This is a genomic window from Ligilactobacillus equi DSM 15833 = JCM 10991 (genome assembly GCF_001435735.1).
Lineage (GTDB): Bacteria > Bacillota > Bacilli > Lactobacillales > Lactobacillaceae > Ligilactobacillus > Ligilactobacillus equi.
In genome coordinates this window covers 64,687-83,246 of record NZ_AZFH01000202.1, presented here as the reverse complement: position 1 = coordinate 83,246, position 18,560 = coordinate 64,687, and the positions used below count along the sequence as shown (strand labels likewise).

At 36.4% G+C, this 18,560-nt stretch carries 20 protein-coding genes; 2 read left to right on the top strand and 18 right to left on the bottom strand.

Annotation, left to right across the window (positions count from 1 at the left end):
* Positions 1-212 precede the first annotated feature (212 nt).
* The 18 genes from FC36_RS11135 to FC36_RS11050 form a co-directional block, all read right to left on the bottom strand.
* Entirely contained in the window at positions 213-815 is a 603-nt protein-coding gene (locus FC36_RS11135; RefSeq protein ID WP_025021414.1) for a response regulator transcription factor, read from the bottom strand.
* Positions 812-1,906, bottom strand: coding sequence for a sensor histidine kinase (locus FC36_RS11130; protein ID WP_025021415.1), 1,095 nt, complete (start codon positions 1,904-1,906; stop codon positions 812-814). Before FC36_RS11130 ends, FC36_RS11135 begins: the two co-directional genes overlap by 4 nt.
* Complete coding sequence (locus FC36_RS11125) at positions 1,906-2,649, bottom strand: ABC transporter permease (RefSeq protein ID WP_025021416.1); 744 nt, start codon at positions 2,647-2,649, stop codon at positions 1,906-1,908. Before FC36_RS11125 ends, FC36_RS11130 begins: the two co-directional genes overlap by 1 nt.
* A complete protein-coding gene (locus tag FC36_RS11120; RefSeq protein WP_025021417.1) occupies positions 2,650-3,528 on the bottom strand; it encodes an ABC transporter ATP-binding protein in 879 nt (292 codons plus the stop codon). It abuts the gene before it with no gap.
* A 205-nt stretch (positions 3,529-3,733) separates the two neighbouring features.
* Entirely contained in the window at positions 3,734-4,144 is a 411-nt protein-coding gene (locus FC36_RS11115) for an SRPBCC family protein (protein WP_035188807.1), read from the bottom strand.
* A gap of 76 nt (positions 4,145-4,220) precedes the next feature.
* Complete coding sequence (locus tag FC36_RS11110) at positions 4,221-5,012, bottom strand: helix-turn-helix transcriptional regulator (RefSeq protein ID WP_225349965.1); 792 nt, start codon at positions 5,010-5,012, stop codon at positions 4,221-4,223.
* 42 nt (positions 5,013-5,054) lie between these two features.
* Entirely contained in the window at positions 5,055-5,681 is a 627-nt protein-coding gene (locus tag FC36_RS11105) for a nitroreductase family protein (RefSeq protein WP_025021419.1), read from the bottom strand.
* Between the two features lies 1 nt (position 5,682).
* Positions 5,683-6,201: a TetR/AcrR family transcriptional regulator gene (locus tag FC36_RS11100; RefSeq protein ID WP_025021420.1), complete on the bottom strand. Its 519-nt coding sequence runs from the start codon at positions 6,199-6,201 to the stop codon at positions 5,683-5,685.
* A 142-nt stretch (positions 6,202-6,343) separates the two neighbouring features.
* Positions 6,344-6,838, bottom strand: a complete 495-nt coding sequence (locus FC36_RS11095) for an NAD(+) diphosphatase (protein WP_025021421.1) — start codon at positions 6,836-6,838, stop codon at positions 6,344-6,346.
* Between the two features lie 64 nt (positions 6,839-6,902).
* Entirely contained in the window at positions 6,903-7,415 is a 513-nt protein-coding gene (locus FC36_RS11090; RefSeq protein ID WP_035188810.1) for a GNAT family N-acetyltransferase, read from the bottom strand.
* Between the two features lie 185 nt (positions 7,416-7,600).
* Positions 7,601-8,095: a lincosamide nucleotidyltransferase Lnu(C) gene (gene lnu(C) / locus FC36_RS11085; RefSeq protein ID WP_002837187.1), complete on the bottom strand. Its 495-nt coding sequence runs from the start codon at positions 8,093-8,095 to the stop codon at positions 7,601-7,603.
* A 23-nt stretch (positions 8,096-8,118) separates the two neighbouring features.
* A complete protein-coding gene (locus tag FC36_RS11080; RefSeq protein ID WP_025021423.1) occupies positions 8,119-9,156 on the bottom strand; it encodes an IS1595-like element ISSag10 family transposase in 1,038 nt (345 codons plus the stop codon).
* 99 nt (positions 9,157-9,255) lie between these two features.
* Positions 9,256-10,488: a lactate oxidase gene (locus FC36_RS11075; RefSeq protein WP_025021424.1), complete on the bottom strand. Its 1,233-nt coding sequence runs from the start codon at positions 10,486-10,488 to the stop codon at positions 9,256-9,258.
* A 130-nt stretch (positions 10,489-10,618) separates the two neighbouring features.
* Complete coding sequence (locus tag FC36_RS11070; RefSeq protein WP_056986969.1) at positions 10,619-11,173, bottom strand: biotin transporter BioY; 555 nt, start codon at positions 11,171-11,173, stop codon at positions 10,619-10,621.
* A 169-nt stretch (positions 11,174-11,342) separates the two neighbouring features.
* A complete protein-coding gene (locus FC36_RS11065; RefSeq protein ID WP_056986967.1) occupies positions 11,343-12,449 on the bottom strand; it encodes an ATP-binding protein in 1,107 nt (368 codons plus the stop codon).
* Between the two features lie 79 nt (positions 12,450-12,528).
* Positions 12,529-14,313, bottom strand: a complete 1,785-nt coding sequence (locus FC36_RS11060) for a M3 family oligoendopeptidase (RefSeq protein ID WP_056986964.1) — start codon at positions 14,311-14,313, stop codon at positions 12,529-12,531.
* Between the two features lie 103 nt (positions 14,314-14,416).
* Complete coding sequence (locus FC36_RS11055) at positions 14,417-15,301, bottom strand: DNA/RNA non-specific endonuclease (protein WP_023860492.1); 885 nt, start codon at positions 15,299-15,301, stop codon at positions 14,417-14,419.
* 104 nt (positions 15,302-15,405) lie between these two features.
* Positions 15,406-16,362, bottom strand: coding sequence for a hypothetical protein (locus FC36_RS11050; RefSeq protein WP_023860493.1), 957 nt, complete (start codon positions 16,360-16,362; stop codon positions 15,406-15,408).
* A 284-nt stretch (positions 16,363-16,646) separates the two neighbouring features.
* Here FC36_RS11050 and FC36_RS11045 point away from each other — a divergent pair, with 284 nt between their 5' ends.
* Positions 16,647-17,081: an Hsp20/alpha crystallin family protein gene (locus FC36_RS11045; protein ID WP_025021223.1), complete on the top strand. Its 435-nt coding sequence runs from the start codon at positions 16,647-16,649 to the stop codon at positions 17,079-17,081.
* Positions 17,082-17,608: 527 nt separating this feature from the next.
* Entirely contained in the window at positions 17,609-18,343 is a 735-nt protein-coding gene (locus FC36_RS11040) for a hypothetical protein (protein WP_155889621.1), read from the top strand.
* Positions 18,344-18,560 lie beyond the last annotated feature (217 nt).

Genomic DNA, 18,560 nt, shown 5'->3' with positions numbered 1-18,560 from the left:
CAGTATACAGAGAGATTGCCCGATAATTAATACGGGGGTGTTATAGGGTGCTTACAAAAAGACCAACGTAATAACCAACCACTTAAATAAGTTAATTAAAAAGCACTAAAAATCATGTCCGCTATTATCGCGATAACCTTGATTTTTAGTGCTTTTATTGTGGTCACTTAGCTGAATTATAACTTTTCTAAATTTCGAAATTTTCCTTAATACTAATTCAGCCACCCATTATCACGAGCAACTTTAACTGCTCGTGTCCGGTTAGGTACACCTAATTTGTTAAAAATACTTGTTATGTTGTTCCGAATAGTTCCATCGGATAAAAATAGTTTTGTAGCTATCTCCTTGTTTGTCAATCCTTGAGCTATAAAGTCAATAATCACTTGTTCTTTCTCACTCAATGGATTTACCTTTTGAGTAAACATGTCCATTAATTCTGGAGAATATTGTTTCTTACCTTGTAAAACTAAGTTGATTGTCAACATTAAATCATCTATTGAACGATCTTTTAATACGTAAGCATCAACATCCGCTTGTAGCGATCGTTTTAAATAACCTTCACGTTTAAAGGTCGTTACAATGATAACCTTAGTTTGTGGTTTATGTTGTTTACTCCACTCAAGGACTTCAATACCCGATTTAAGTGGCATTTCAATATCTAAAATTGCCACATCAATTTGATACTTCGAAAGTAACTCAATTGATTGAATCCCATTTTCAGCTTGAAAAACTTTATTAACCTCATCTTCCATTTGCAGCAGTTGGCACATTGCATCTCGTAACATTGACTGATCCTCTGCGACTAATAAATTCATTCTAATATCACCTCAGATAAGATAACTTGCACGACTGTTGGAGTTTTCACTGAAATAATTTTTATTCCTTGAACTCCTTTACCAATTCTTCCTCTAATTGAATGCAGGGGAGCTTCGGTAGTTTCCTTAAATCCCTTGCCATTATCTGTAATTTCAACAATAATTCTCCCCCTAGTAGAGAAAAGGTTTAATTTACAGCTACTAGCTTGAGAATGTTTTATAACATTCGTAATTAATTCACGTACCACCATAACTAGTAGTGATTGTTGATTAGGAGCAATGATTTTATTTCCCAGTTGATAGTCTAATTCAAAATCAATTTCAGATAAATCCATCATTCTTGTTATCTCTGATAACTCTTCTGATAATGTGCGTGTTTTAAGATTATCTACTAACAATCGTACTTCTGACATTGATACTTTACTTATTTCTCGAAGCTCACTAATCTGTTTAGCAACTTCATCATACTTTTGCTTCTCTAATTGCTTAGAGGCTAATTCTAATTTAAGTGTCATCATCGCAAACGTATGACCTAAGGTATCGTGTAAGTCACGTCCAATTCGATTACGCTCATTCTCTGCAGCCAATAGATTAATATACTTATTTTGATTGTTTAACTCTCGTTGTAATTGTTCATTTTGATTATGATAACGTTTGATGTATACAATTGCCAAACATACAGCAAATATAATCCACATTTGCATTGCCATTAGCGAATAATCACTTGAAGTTTGATAATTTAGCGTATAGTACCCCGCTATCGCAATTATACACGCTGACGCACTAATAAATTGATACGATTTAATATTTGCCTGAAATTTATACGCAATCAGATTGAAAATATAAAAGAAAAAATAGGCAATAGAATAATCAAACCACCAAATATAGCTAATGATATACGCTAGCAAAAGGTACCATGTTACTAAGATAACTTTTTTATTATTGGTAGTTGCCACAACAACATATCCTATTCCAAAAAATATAGTTGGTACTAACAACCATAATGACTTACGTGCAATAAAAGTATAGCCGATTGGAAAAATCAAATAAACGAGATAGATATAATATAGATATACTTTATTTTTTGTCATTACAAATCCTTTTTTCTAAATTTACTAACTATAACTACTAGGATTGAAAAAAGTAATACATATATTCCCAAAATAGCTATGGAATTTATAGTAATTTTACCATTATCAAGATAATTTGTAACTAATTTCCATAATTGGGCGGAAGGTAAATATTGTAATACCCTACGTAAAGTTTTAGGAAATTCGGAAAGTGGTATCCATAGTCCCCCCAACATTGCTAAACTCAAATATGTAATATTACATACCGTTGATAATAATTCTGTTGACTTGATGAACGATAATAGATATCCTAGTACAAAAAAACAACTGACTCCAAGTAATAATAGTAACCCTGAAACTACCCACTTTCCAAGTGGCAAGTTTATCCCAAGATAGTAATGCGATACACCAAAAGTCAATATAATAGCTAATAGGTAACTTACTAAAATTCGTATAATCTTGACAAAATAGTATTGCCATTGTGGGACTGGTGTATGCAATAAAGTTCGTTTACGATTATTTGTTTCGTCATCTTTCAAAGAATAAGGAAAAGTAAATAAGCAAAAGCATAGTCCTGAATAAGTTACCATTGATATAGTTGTTTGTTGTATATAATGATTAACGATTGCTCTAGGACCTGTGGAATAAACTTGTGAAAAAATCAATAAAAAACCTATGGGCAAGATAATTCCAAAAATTAACGACTGAAATCCCCGTTTAGTTAAAATAAGTTCATTTTTCAATAGTGGATACAAAGTTTCCATTTATTTATCCTCCGTTACAGTGAAAATTTTCTTTAGTAGGGTTATATTGTTCATTTCGATATCAGCAAGATCAACTTGGGGATAGATAATGTCCCACACCTTTTGAGGATTTTGCGTAGTAAAGCAAATATTGTCCTTTTTTAGTTCGACATCATAGATATAGGTTAAATCACGTACTAAATTTACATATTTTATAGGAATTGAAAAAACTTTTTCTTCTTTTTCTGAACGTAAAGCATATGGCGTCGTATCCCTGATAAGTTGACCTTTATTAAGGAGAAGTACCCTATCTGCCGTATGTTCAACCTCTTCAATGTAATGAGAAGAATAAATAATCGTCTTGCCTTGCTTTTTTAATAATGAGATTACTTTCCAAAAATGCTGACGAATGTTTGTATCCATACCTGCCGTAGGTTCATCTAAGAAAATAATTTGTGGATTACCAATAACAGCTAATAAAAATGACAGTAAACGCTTTTGTCCTCCCGATAATTTTTCAGTAAATTGATTTTTTTGCAACTCACTAAACCGTAAAATATTATCTACTTCTTGTAAAGATAGTGGATTATTATAAATCAACCGATAAAAGCTAATTAGTTCTTTAACTTTCATTCTTTTTTGAATAATATTTTCCTGATAAAGAACGGAAACTTTATCTTTTAACTTCTTACTTCTCGGACTATCTTTTAAAACCGTAATCATTGTTTTTTCTGTACTATAATCGCCTAGTAGGCAAGAAAATAATGTTGTTTTTCCCGCCCCATTAGGACCAATAAGAGCTATACATTCACCCTTACTAACTGTAAAAGATATGTCGTGTAAAACCTTCTTAGTACCAATTTGCTTATTTAAGTGGTTAACTTTTATTACTTCTTCCATAACTTTACCTCTTCAACTTTAATTTATAATTATTATAAAAAGACTAATTGAAAGTGGATAGCTATAAATATCATGACATCGCATGACAAATGTCATTTCTCTACAGCAATAACCAACCACTTAAATAAGTTAATTAAAAAGCACTAAAAATCATGTCCGCTATTATCGCGATAACCTTGATTTTTAGTACTTTTAGTATGGTCACTTACGTTAATTCAATATAATCTCGTAAATGCTTCAAATTTCCATTAAGGGCATGTTTAGCAATCGGAACAAATAGCTCCAAGGGGAGATGTGAGTCAAAAGAGTCAATAATTACCGTCTCATTTAACAGTGTTTCATCCCCCAGATTAACTACTTCAAATTCAATCTGATACTTGGCCTTAGTACCGACGATTTGGTAAATCACAGTATCTTTGTGTTGAACAACTTGCAGCTTTTCAACCCCATTTAACGCCGGTGTTTTTCTTGTAAGCATATAGCTTTGACCGTCAAAGTCCACCAATGTAATTTCTGGAACCCAATTTAAAAGATTAGTCGGATTGGCCAAGACTTGCTTAGTCTTATCTGGGGTAGTAGCAATTTTAATTTGATTGGTAAATAATTTTTTCTCCATATAATAAAACCTCTTTTCTTAAGATGGTTTTATCATAGCAAGATTACTTTTTTTCCGAAAATCAGAATACTGATATTTAGAAATCATCATAAACTTTTTCAGCAAATAATTCTGTAAAAATCTGACTTCGTTGTTGTGCCACATCTTCTTTGTCACGCACTTGACTTTGGTGAGCTACTTTAGCTAACAAGTAATAATAATTAGCTAACATATAGTGTGAATTATGGCTTGTTACAAAGGCTATCCCCTCATTTATCCATCTTGAAGCGGTCGGATAATCTCCTAACTTGTAATGAATCATCGCTACTAAGTAATAAATGATATTCAAATTTTCTTCATAAGGTAATGTTTGCCACTTCTCAGTAGCTTGACTGATTAATTGCGGAATTTCTTTTACCTCCCCATGAACTACCTTAACTAAAGCTAACGATACTAAAGATAACCTTTTTAGCGACGTAATACCATCACTTGCAATCGCTAACTTGAGGTTTTTTTGAACTTCAGAGAGCTGCGCTTGGGTGTTAAACAAGGCAATCGCCAAGTAATAGTAATACGCTTGAGTTTGCTCATCATTCTGAATTAAATCTAGAGTTGCGGGTTGTTGTAAAAATTCTCTTAACTCTGCATATCGATGCTGATTGCACAAAGCAACAAGGGTTTGATTATAATTACTATCATCAGAAATATCATAATCCACAGCTAAACTTATTTCTTGTAGACTTATATCCAAACGTTGGCAAAGTCTAATCAACAAGGTTGCATTAGGTGTATACGTCCCATTTTCAATGGCTGAAAGCATTGACTGCGAACAAATACCATTCGCCAATTGTTTTTGCGTCAAGTGTTGCTCCAGACGCTTAGCACGTATGGTTTTTCCGAGATTTGTGATAATAAATTTTACTCCTTTCTTCTAGTTACTACTTAATTTATGCTTAGAAATACTTTCAAAATAATATTTTAAAATCCCTTTTTCTAATCCAGAATAATCACTTACTTTTACATCAAGTATAGGGTCCCCTTCATTATATTTTATCTGAAAATTTTGTTTATTCAATACTGTCGGTGCTAATAGTAATGCTTGAATACCAGCTAGATACCACTCAGGCATTTCTGTTATGTAATCACTAACTTGTGAAATTGCCTTTGATTTATGTGGCTTGCCAATATTTTTACCATAACCAATTACAATAATTGCTTTTGCATTAGAAAATTTCTTTTGGTTATAAGTTCCACCAATAAACCAACTATTTAGTCCCCTTTCTTGAACAAATAGCATCAATTTGGCCGCTGAATACCCTAATTTTTCATCATCTTGACCTTCTAAAAGGATAGCATTACTAGCATTTTGAGCCATAAAAAGCTTGGCAAACTTCGATAATAAATCATCCTCATTTGTAATTAACTTCATACTTAGGGCAAATTGTTGATTCAGATTGGCAACTTCTTGTATTATCGCATCAATATCTGCTTGAGAGAGTGATTGCTTTTTATATTTTCGAACCGTATGGCGACGTTCCATAATTTCGTGCAAATTCATATTAATCCTCCAGTAGTTGTTTTAAAGTAATAGTAATAAATTTAGGATCGTACTTGACTAAATCATTAATAAGTAACTGAATATAACCTGTCAAGGTTGTTACTATCTGCAATAGGAAATATTCAGAATCTTTTAACTGCCCTGCATATTTTTTTACTAAATTCCAAAATACAAAATTATAATCTTTAGCTTGATACATCTCTTTAATACTTCCATTGAACAGTAAGAATTCGATTAATCTAGGCTTTTCAACCGCTAAATTACACAAAAAATCAGCAATAGCTAGCAAATTATCGAACGGTGTATTCAATGAACTCAACTTTAAATCCGAAACTAATTGTTCCGATAATGATAAAGACACCTTGTAAAATAATTCTTGTTTACTCTTAAAATTTTTATACACTGCACCCGTAGTCAGCCCGACTGAGCTAGAAATTTTTCTAAGTGATAAATCATGAAAATCATTAACAGAAACCCACTTTGTTGTTACAGAAATTAATAAATCTTCTGTATTAGACATTTAAAACTGACTCCTTTCTAGATAACGGTGTTATCAAATTCCTTGATGATAACACTGTTATCTAAAAGTGTCAAATTTGGCTTACTTTAGACTAAAAAAGACGTTACCAACTCACTAGAATGTAGTAACGTCTTGTATTTAATTAATTTTTCTCATTTAAATAAGCCAATAGAAATTCTTCCGCTAGGCTTCCTGGCCAAATAGCTTCTTGAGCCTTTGAGCGACTAAACCATGCATAACGGTCAACCTCGTTATTAACCTTAAAATCCTCTAAGTCATCAACTACCACGGTAAAATTACACATTAGCGTGTTAGATGGCTGATAAAATTTAGAGCGGTTGAAATGAATTACTGTAGGTGTAAGTCCCGTTTCCTCAGCTAGTTCCCGCTTTACTGCTGTTTCGAGGTTTTCACCTTGGTAGAGATAACCCGCCACTAAAATATTTTTCTTCCGACCGTATTGTTGAATTAGTAAAATTTCATCCGTTTGTTGATTAACCACAATCATAGAAATGGCCGTATTAAAAAAAGGAAAACGATAGTCTTTACACTGATCACAATAAGGCACCTGGCCCTCGTTTTCTAAAAATTTCTTTCTTAATTTTGTCCCGCATTGCGGACAGTATGCTTGTTGCATGTTATCATCTCCGTTATTATCACTAATTTAGGACTTCGTAAGTTCCCCCAGCCATACTTCCTACCTAAAATACCACTTCATATGCCAAACGTTCACCGTCAATTGGGTCATCTACTGTAACTAAGCCACAGTAGTTAAAACCTACCTTGGTAGCCACTTTTTGCATAGGATAGTTAATCCGAAAAGTATCAATCCGCGCTGCTTTAAAGCCTTGGCTTTGAATGTGTGCTAATAACATTTGCAAGAAAATCTTTCCTAGCCCCTTACCTCGAATTTTGCCAGATGTGACGACTCGGTGAATGGCTATATAGTTATCACTAGCTTGCAACCAAGAGCCATCACGAATTTCAGCATAGCTAGGATCAGGTCCAACTAATAAAGTTGCCACAGCAATCACTTGTTTTTGGTCTTCTAATACGTAACATGTACCATTAGCAATATCTTGGGCAAAAACTTCACGGTTAGGGCTTCCACTTTGCCATTGGCTGCTACCAGAGGCCTTTAAAAAAGCACGAGCATCTTCTAGCATCACTTCAATTTGGTCTAAGTCATGGTTTTGGGCTAATCTTAGTTTCATTAACAACACCTCAATCAATTTTAATCATGATTTTAGTATAACCGACTATGCCGGAATTTAACAAATCAAAAAAGCCCTTCGCTTCAAGAAAGACTTTTCCAAAAGGCTATGTCACAACAAACAGTTGATAAATAGCCATTTTTATAGGGGAGTATCAGAACTCCCCTACAAACTGTTATTTGCAGTTATCTATACTCATTTGGAATTTCGATATGAAATGTCTCACACAATAACTTCACATCATGTGCATCATTTTCATCAAACTCGTATCCCAGATGGAACATTACTTGACTATATGGTTCAATACAGGAAACCTCTATTTCCTCAATTCTTCCTTTACCCGAAAAAGTTTCTACCGGAAAACAATCCCCATCATAAAGAATTTCACCTTCGTCCGTATATTCAAAACAATGCAAATCAATAATTCTGTTTTTCAAATCTTCCCATACAGTATGGTTCAATGTTGTATATTCCATCTTAATCTCATAAAAGCCATTAGCTTTCATTATTTCTATAAAGTTCTGATAATCGTTCTTTTCTACAAAAATGTCAATATCATTATGGGCTCTTGACTGATATCCAAGAAGAGCATCTACACCCCAGCCACCATCAAGAAAGACTTTAATCTCCGCATCTATTGCAAATTGAAGAATCTGTTTTACATCTGTTATATTGACCATCTTATCATCTCCACAAATTCTAATTAGGCGACCAGAGGAACTGCTGGTCTGTTTGATAAATCTCTGCATTTAGCAGTTTTCAATGTTGCCAAAACAAAAGTTAAGAAGATGTTCCTTTTCTCCATGTCGCTTTCTTTGGCGTAATTTACAAGGTTATTCCACACAAGATAGTTGTTCAGATACTTGGTAGAAACACCGTTAAAGCCACGCATAAACCTCTTTAGCTGGCTATGGTAGCTATTGATATGTTGGATATTATAAATGCCTTTCTTGGCTTTGCCAGTCTTTAACTGCACAAGGTCAGTGCCATTGGCATTTGTAAATCTCACATAGGAGTTCATCTTGTCCGTAACAAGAGTGGAATTGGTCTTAATCCTACCATCATAAATATGATGTAAATCTCTTGTAGAAACTCTACCAGTATTCGTAATCTTGGAGATAGACAAGCCATTCCTATTAACCGCACAAGGAACACATACCTTTTCTTGGGACAAGCCTCTGATATGTGTAGAATGACCACGCTTATGAGCCTTGCGTGGCATAGCAAATGTCTTACTCTTGCTATGATTGCCCTTGTACGAGATGGCGAAAAAAGTTTCGTCAGCCTCAATAATGCCGTCAAGGGTAACATCGTCTGCCATATTCTGAAGTGCATCCAAAATCTTGTGTCTCCAAAGGAATGCGGTGTTTCTGTGAATCCCACAAGCAACAGCAGTCTTACGAATGGATAAGCCATTCATCATACAATCAATGTACTGCTCCCACACGGACAAGTCTTTTCTTGTACCAGACACAATGGAGTTCGTAGCAATCACGAAGGACTTGCCACAATCCTTACATACATATCGCTGTGTGCCATCTTTACGATGACCATTGCGAACCACATGGATACAGCCACAAAGAGGGCATACACGACCATTTGCAAAGCGTTCCTTTGCTACGAAATCTTCAATATTCAAAGACTTTACAAAGGCAGGACTTAAAAGCATTGTTTTAAGGCTTTCCTGCTCTGCGACAGTCAACTTACCGATAATATCTAATGCGTCTTTGATAGTAGGCATATCCAATTACCTCCTTCGGTGGTACTGTTTCTTACTATTGTTATACGCTATTTCTCGTCAAAAATCAACCATTTGTTGTGACAGAGCCTTCCAAAAAAATCAATGACTCGAGGCCCCAGAAGTTGCATCTGTTTCAGCTTCAACCTTCATTTGGTTTTCAGCAGTCACAGGATATGGCTTGCGAACTTTTGGGCTAGTTGAAGATGGCAAGTTATCTAGTCCATAGGATAAATTACGCACATCAGCATGCTTAACATCCTCAATGGTCTTGCAGCCAGTTAATTGCATATCAATTTCTAATTCAGAATTGATTTGTTCAATCACTGATTGAACCCCACTAGCACCACCTAAGGCTAAACCATAAAGGTAAGGACGACCAATTCCGACTAAGTCAGCCCCTAAAGCTAAAGCCTTAAAAACATGCGAACCACGACGTACTCCTGAATCAAAGACGATTGGCACACGCTTATTAACGGCCCGAGCAATTTCTGGCAACATATCAATAGTTGCGGGAGCCCCATCAATTTCACGACCACCGTGGTTAGACACAACAATCCCGTCAGCACCAGCTCCCAAAGCCAAGTAGGCATCATCAGCATTCATAACACCTTTGATGAAAACGGGTAAACCAGACATTTCCTTAATGCGAGCTACATCAGCCGGACCTATCTTTTGAGCTGAAGAAGCGTACATTTGAGCCACACTCTGCCCTTCACCCTTCCCGCCTAAGTAACGGGTAAAGAAATCCAAAGGTACTGGGAAAGTAAAGTTGGTCCGTAAATTAGCTTCCCGATAACCGGAAACCAAGGCATCCACGGTCAAAAAAATCCCCTTGTATCCGGCTGCTTTAACAGCATCAAAAACCATTTGGTTGAACTCCCAATCCTTACTTAAATAGAGTTGGAAGAAACGAGGAGCATCTCCAGTCGCCGCTGCAATCTCTTCTACACTCTTATTAGCATAAGTTGAAGAGGAGAAGAGGGCTCCAGCTGCCTTGGCCCCTTGCGCCGTAGCTATCTCTGCATCCTTATGAGCAATTCCATGACAAGCAATTGGGGCAATCATGATTGGCGTCTTAAGTTTCATCCCCATAAATTCAGTTGCCGTAGAAGGATTATCCATATCTGTCAATGAACGAGGTACGATTTGAAAGTGGTTGAAAGCAGCCGTATTATTACGCCAAGTCCATTCGTTTTCTGAACCAGAAGCAATGTAGTAATAAGCTGGTTCCGGCATGACTTCTTTAACTTTTTCTTCTAATTCATCCACATTAACCATGGTAATTTTTTCGTCCTTATCACTTTGAGGAAATCCATTGTAATATGCTGTCATAATCTCAAATCCTTCTTTCATATTTTGATATGGTCAGTTTATCACTTTGTGAAAGCGCTGTCAATTTCGTGATATTATGCACAATAAGGCATTAAAAAATTGACCGCCATTTAGACCGTCAACTTTCCAACTAATCTTTAAAAAGTCCTTTTCTTTCAATGATTTGATTAACACGTACCACAATCGGAGTATAAACCAAAATTTCAACGAAAACTGGTATCACAAAAGGAATCGTCCCTGCCCAAATTGCCGCTTTAAAAGACATTCCAGCAATTCCCGGAATCATCAACCACATAGAGCCTAAAACCAAGTAAACTAGCGCAGCTATACAATTTGCCACTAAAACATTAATATAAGACTTTGCCCGCTTATGTAAAAATAAGGCTACCAAAACGGCATAAACAAAGAATGAAGGCAAGTACCCCCCACTTGGAGTCATGAAAGCCGCTACCCCACCAGCAAAACCAGCAAAAACAGGTAAACCTACCGCCCCTAAAATTAAATAAGCAATGATTGTTTCACCAGCCAAAGCCACCGGCAACAGACTCCCAATCACCCCGACCCCCAAGGGTTGAAGCGTTAAAGGAATTGCGGGTAATGGTAACAATATTTGCGCGCAAATAATTAAAATTACTAACAATAAAGCTGCAAAAACAATTCTCTGAAGTCGTCTATTTTTCTGCATACATTAAAACCTGCCTTTACTAAATACTACTATCTCAGAATAGACTATATCAAAGCAATTGGCAACGCTTTATTTCGCTTGTATTTTTATTAACAAGGCCACAAAGCTTACATTAAAATGAATTAATTCAATAATTTTTTTGTATGCGTTTTATCTCACAAATAGCAATTTACTCTCTTTCCATAAATATATTGTCTAAACAAACCAACGCCTGGCCTACTTTTAATTGTGAAATTTCCGCATAATTTAAGCCTTGCGCATTCAAAGCAGTAAATTCTGTAGGATTAGCTAAGTGATGTATTAAATAGTTGTGGAACTGCCCTAGCATGCTGGCAGGTAAATCAAGTGGTGACTGGGTTACAACCGCCAAATTCAAACCATATTTGCGTCCTTCTCGTAAAAGTTGAAACATCCCATTTTGACTCAGATCAATTTCCTTCGTTGGCAAGTAACGGTGAGCTTCATCAATAAAAATCGTTATAGGAAATTTTTCCTTACTTTGACTCCGGTTTGCTAAAATAATCTGTAAAATCAAGGATAAAACCTGCTTTTGACTCTCTGAATACTGCTTTAAACCTGAAATATCTAAAACCAAGGCTCGCTTTTTAACCTTGATTTTCAAGAAAAGATTCAAAACATAACTCAACTCTAACTTGGACTGGCCTGGACGATTATGGCTGCCAAAGATTTCCTGAAAGAGGGGTTCGCTATTCCTACCTTGGAGATCCAAAATTTCCTCCCAGTGTGCGTTAATCGCGGGCCGATTATACTCCTGACCCAAGAGATGATAGTTTGCTCGTTCATCCGCATAAGGTAATACAAATTCTTCTAAAACTTGCTGACCCAATAACTTATAATTGTAATTGCGCATCCAAGTAGTTAGTTGATTCAAACGAGCTGTGTGTGCTTTGACCGCCATACCTCGTTTGGAATAAACGTTATGTAAATCACCTTGTAAATTGGCCTTAATCCGCAAAGACTGTATGGCTGCAGCCACCTTTTTAGATAAAATCGAACTGTCAATTTCCATAATCGCCAATAGTTGGGTAGCAGATAAACTTCCCGGATCAATAAAGCAGTTTTCTCCTAACTTGTAAGTTACTATTCCTTCCTGCTGACCATATTCACCCGTCGGATCCAAAACAATCACCGTCTGGTCGTTATCTTTGAGTTCCATAATCATTTTTAAGGCAGCGGTCGTTTTGCCACTCCCTGTTTGTCCTGTAATCAGTAGATACTTAGATACCAACTGCAAAGCGGTATAATTTTCCTTCATCAAATCACCTCAAATTAATTCTAACATAACCGTTTACAAAAGGTGAAAAAAGCAATGCCTCAACGACATTGCTTTTCCACTATTTTACATATTCCTCTGTTAAAGACATAAATTCCTTGACATCTTCTAAAATAGTATCAATTCCTGCTTGCCAAAAATCGGCTTGGGTAAGGTCAACCCCGAGGTGTTTTTGGGCTAATTCTTCAGTTGTCATCGCCCCCGTATCACGTAAAAGTGCAATATATTGGTCTTCAAAATTCCCCCCTACTTCCTTAGCCCGAGCATAGATGCCCTGACTAAAGAGATAACCAAAGGTATATGGGAAGTTATAAAACGGCACATCATCAATATAGAAGTGCAACTTAGCCGCCCAAAAGTGAGGGTGCCAGTTAGCCAAACTATCTGCAAAAGCCTCTTTTTGCGCTTTAACCATCAGTTCAGAAATTTCTGCAGGACTTAAAGTCTTTGTTTGTCGTGCTTCGTAGAAACTTCTTTCGAAGATGTAACGGGCATGAATGTTAAAGAACATCGCTACCGCACCTTGGAGCTTTTGGTCCAAGAGGTTAATCTTTTCTTCCTTACTTGTAACACTGGCAATCGCAGCATCATTGACTACTTGTTCTGCAAAAGTTGAAGCTGTTTCCGCCACATTCATTGCGTAGGCTTGGTTCAAGTGAGGTAAATCCCACATCACTGAACTATGGAAAGCATGTCCTAATTCATGGGCCAGCGTAGCTACTTCGTTAACCGAACCACCAAAAGTCATGAAAATTCGTGATTCTTTATTTTCAGGAAAACTTGAACAGTAACCACCTGCCCGCTTTCCCGGACGGTCTTGAGCTTCAATCCATTGACCTTCAAAGGCCTCCTTAGCCAAAGCGGCCATTTTAGGACTAAACTTTTGAAAGTTAGTCATGATAAAGTCAGCTGCTTGACTAAAAGTGTAGTGTTTAGCTTCAAAATCACCTAAGATTACTGGTGCTTCCTGATCTTGCCACACAGGCTTTTGACGCCCTAATAGTTGTGCCTTACGCTTTAAATATTCAACAAACGGTTGCTTATTTTGAGCAACTACTGCCCACATTTGGTCCAAAGTTGCTTGTTTAAGACGGTTATATTCCCGTGGTTCCTTGAGATAATCCGTCACGCCATGAAGCTTTTGGTCAGTTAAGCGCGCACCATCAATGTGGTTAAGGGTATCAGCATATAATTGTTCATCTTGGCCCCAAGCTGCTTCCCACTTTTCAAAAAGTTGGTCACGAACTTCCTTGTCCTTTGAAGACATCATTAAGTTAAATGCTTGACCGGCAGACAATTCTTTTCCGCCATAATTTACCTTTAAATTTCCAGAAAGAACATCATAGTGCCGACTCCAGGCCGTTTGGCCGTCAAGCTTTAATTGAGCAATAATATTTTCTTCTGTTGCTGATAAGAAATTTGCGCCATCCCGGCGGTATTCACCCAATACAAAGGCAACTTTGCTTAATTCAGGATCTGCTAATATGTCTCCCCATTCAGTAGCTGGAATCTGTGCCAGACTCCGCTGGAATTCCTTGTTAACTTGGGAGTATTCTGGTATTAATGCCATCACTTGGCTATCAAGCTGTAACGCTTGACTGTCGGTCACGTCAGCTGAACTTAAAGCTTCCGCAAAGGCACTCAACTGTTCTAAACCTTGATCAACTTTGGTCATCATAGTCAAAATTTCTTTTAAGCCAGCTACATCAGCTTGCCAAGTAGTAATCTTGGCTGCCAACTCTTTAATTTCAACTTGTAATTTTTCTAAACGCGCTTGAAAGGCAGCGGAACTACTGCCACCAGCAAAAATAGACTCAAGGTCCCAAACATCACGATATTCTGTCATAAAATTCCTCCTCGTAATTGGATTATAAGCTTAGTTTAAGCAAGCTACAGCAACTGGTCAAGTTATTTAGCGTAAAAAAACCTCCCAGCGGAAGGTTTAAAGCTTAATTAACGACATGTGCTTGACCGGTAGAATAATTAATTTGTAAGCCTTTTTGAACATTTGGTACAAAAACATTAAATTGGATACTACCATCTGCTGATTTAGCTTCCAAATGCGTTCCAGCAGGCACAATATTATTACCATCATAAATGGCCGTTACACGGTAACGAACGGTTTTATTTTGATCCAGAGCTTTACGCACAATCGATTCATAATAATTTTGCCCTGTTGAAGCCCGTGATTGAGCTTCATTAGCCCAGGCAGTTTGCGTTACAATGTTCTTAGGATTGGCCTCACTGGCATCAAATCCTCGAATATTGCCAATCAGAGCATACGCCAGCAAGTGTCCGCGATCATAGGCATGATTATAGGTTCCCGATAAGTTGGTTAACTGCATAAAACCACGTGGACGCCAGTTAGTGCGACCATTCCCCGTTTCTTCACGGTTACGATATTGGCGACTCGTTTTATTCAAAAGAGCATTCGCGACCGTTGGACGTCCCATGGAGTCAACTTCATTTTGCGCATAAGGACTATTCCCGTTTTTAGCGGTTAACCCTGTCTGATTTTTATTAATTACGAAAGCCCCTACCCCGTTCCAGCCAATATTTCCGCTCCCGCCAAGCTGGCGCACCACATTATCAGTCATAACGCTTCGAGCCAACTCTTGGTTCGGAGTGTATTCAGCTGGTTGCACCTGACTTTGCTTCAAATGACTCGAAGTTTCCGAAGTAACCTTATTAGTCCCTATTTTTGCTACCGATTCAACCTCGTTAACTATCCGCGTAACTGTAGGATTACCACTTTCTTTAGCAAAGCCTAGGGCTAAAAAGAGGGCTAAAACTAGCATTACTTTCCAAAGATGATTTCTTTTTTTCACAAACATCCTCCTCAGTTTTTATTCTTACATTTTAACAATTTACCATTTTTTAAACAACAAATAACCCTGACCATTTGCCAGAGCTATTTTCTTCTATAAGGTGAACACTTTTAGAGACGGTAGTCATCTTTTTCAATCGCAATTTTCTTTAATAACGCTGTTTGAACGTGAGTCCGACCTGCTTTTTTACGTAAATATTCGTTAGAATCCTTTTTTAAGTATTTGTCGTAATCAGAAGTAATTGAACCGTACCACCATTCCCGACAAAAACCATAAGTAATTAAAGAACGATATAAATCTTCAAAAATATTCATACGACTACGAGGAATCTCTAATACCCAGTCAATTCCTGTCAATTTTAAAATTCCGATATCTAAATAACGGTTCAAAGTCTGCTCACTTGCTAAAAAGACATAAGTTGCTTGGGCGGTTCTAATTTGATGTACTAAAGTTATATCCACTAAATTCGTTTTTTCTTCGATAATTTCCTCGTTAAATTGTTGTTCGAAAATCCGTTTAAACAAGGCTAATAACTCTTCTTGATGCGCCTTTAAATAATGATGTTGATAAATTTCAAATAAATTATTTAAATAGACAATTAGCTCAATAAGGGCATTTGATCCATAAAAAATCTTACTTGAATTAGTTTCCGTTAAAACTGAGAAGGATACGCCCCGACTCGATTCGCGCAGCTCAATTTGGACACTTTTTCCAGAAAAGGCATTTTTAAGACGAAAAATTTCTTCCCATTCGGTTTCTTCATACACATGTTGAAAGTTTAAATAATTATCTAAAAATTCCTTAACATTATTCTTTTCATTAGTTATTGCAAATGGCTGGTAACCAAGTGTAATACCCTCGGTGCCCCCTTTACGTGCAACTAAACTACTATATTCGCTATCAACAATTCCTTCAAATTTAGCTGCCAAATCACTGACTTGTTTACGGTACCATGACCGCATTTCTGGTGAAGTAACACCATTCTGAGCACTTGTATCATACTCGTCAAAAACCCTAACAATTTGATCCTGATACCAATTTTTCATCGATTGATTTAATTTTCCCATTATTTTTCTCCCTAAAATATTTTGGTCCCTAACCAATTTTATCTGAAAGCATATTCTTCCAGATTCCTATCTTATAGTATACACTATTTTAGTTATTTTTAAATCAAATTCACTACTTTTCTTGGATATACATGTCTATAAACTTGATTTATAACCTAATTTTCCTCTTTGAATTTCGAAAAATTTTAATAAAATTTCCAAGCTTCTAACTTGAACTTTCAAATAATTAGAACTATCATAAAGGTGTAGAGATGAAATACATGTTTTTGAAAGGACTTGATATTATGGCTAATGATCTTAGCAACCGTTTCAATCAACTTTTTGATGATAGTGACCGTTTCTTTGGAAACTTTGGACGTTCATTTTTCTCAGGTTTGTCGGATTCCTTTAAAGATATGAAGTCTGACATCAAAGAAAATGACGATTCTTACCAAGTGGTTGTGGACTTACCTGGGGTAGAGAAAAAAGACATTGCTTTAGACTTCAAAGACAATGTTTTAACTATTTCTGCTAAACGTGACTCTTTCAGTGATGAAAGTGACGCTGACGGTAACCTTATTACAAGCGAACGAAGTTATGGCTCTTTCTCACGTCAATATGCTTTTGCTAATGTTGAAGAAAGTAAGATTTCTGCTTCTTACCAAAATGGGGTCTTAACCGTCACGCTCCCCAAGAAGGCCGAAGCCATTTCTAACACACACCATATAACTATTGATTAAAAAGCCTTATAAAGTAATAACCGCTAGAAACCACGCTAGAATACGTTGATTTCTGGCGGTTTTTTAGCGTGATAATATCTCTAAATCCATCTCTTTATTTGTATCAATTTTAATGAAATAGGTGTACAATGTACATACATATAAAATCGAAAGGATGGTGCATACATATTTCTAATTTTTTTAACCCTGCGTATTCCACTAATTACTTATTAGGATTCCTTTTAGGAATCGTTTTGATTATATCTAACAACTGGCACAAGCATTTGCGAGGTAAAGCTGACATCTACACCTTTTTTATTTCAGCTAGCATTACCATAATTTGTGGACTTGGTTATTTGAGCCAGTTGTGCTACGGACACCATAATAGTTGGGGGTATTTCCTAATATACCTGTGTGAAACAGTTGAACTTATCTTTGAGGTCTTCCTACCATTTGGAAGTATGTGGGCCACTACTCATCGCTTTCACAAAAAAGTTACTCCACTTATAAAATTCCTGCTAACAATTCCCTTGATTGGTGGCATCTTTTTGGCGGTAACTAACCTTTTTGTACCACTTTGTTTTAGTGTCAGTGCTGACAATATTATTACTCAGCATCGATTCTATACGACAAATCTAATTCTAGGTGCGCTCTACCTAATCGGATGTGCCACAATGTATCTTTATGCACGTTTCAAGCGTTCTTACTACATTCGTTATCCATCTCTTCAGTTCGTCACACTCGTTTTTATTAGCGCTTTTTACGAACTAACTTACAGCACACCAGCCTTAATTTGGATTACCTATGGTATTGTCGGGGCTTGGTCCTCACTTATACTTCAAAGAGAGTATCTTTATCACGACAAACTTGTCAACGCTAATAATCGCCGGACACTTTACCTTTTACGTAACCACCTAACACACAAAAAAAGTAATTTATCATTTTTGACTTTAGAACTTTCTGATACTGATGGCCAGCAAAGAATTAGTAATATGGCACAACTCTGCCAGCGTATCAATCCTCTTTTATTTCATAAAGGTTGTCTTGTCCGCCTCAATACGCATACCTTAGGGATTTTTCTTAATTCACAAGATACACAAGTTCTTAAAAACTATCGGCAAAAAATCCTCCAAGTTTGTCAAAATTTTGAATTTACTTACCAACTTTTAGAAGCGGAACCGGTTTTGAGTCCCGATACAGTCGATGAAATTCTCTTACGTTACCCACAATCATTAAGGAGTAAAAATGACGATAACTTCACTCAGTCCCCTAATAATCAATAATTCATTTGTAATTATTTTGATGATAATTACCATTCTTACGACTAATTGGCGGAGAGCCCGCAAAAATACGGAAGATTTTTTGTTATTTCTTATCTGTATTAATTTAATCTCAACCTGTGCTTTCAATATCATCGGAACACATTTAATTGGATTACATAGTGAACTTGCACTAAAAGTGGTCTTTTTCTCTAAAAGCTTTGAATATTTTGAATATATG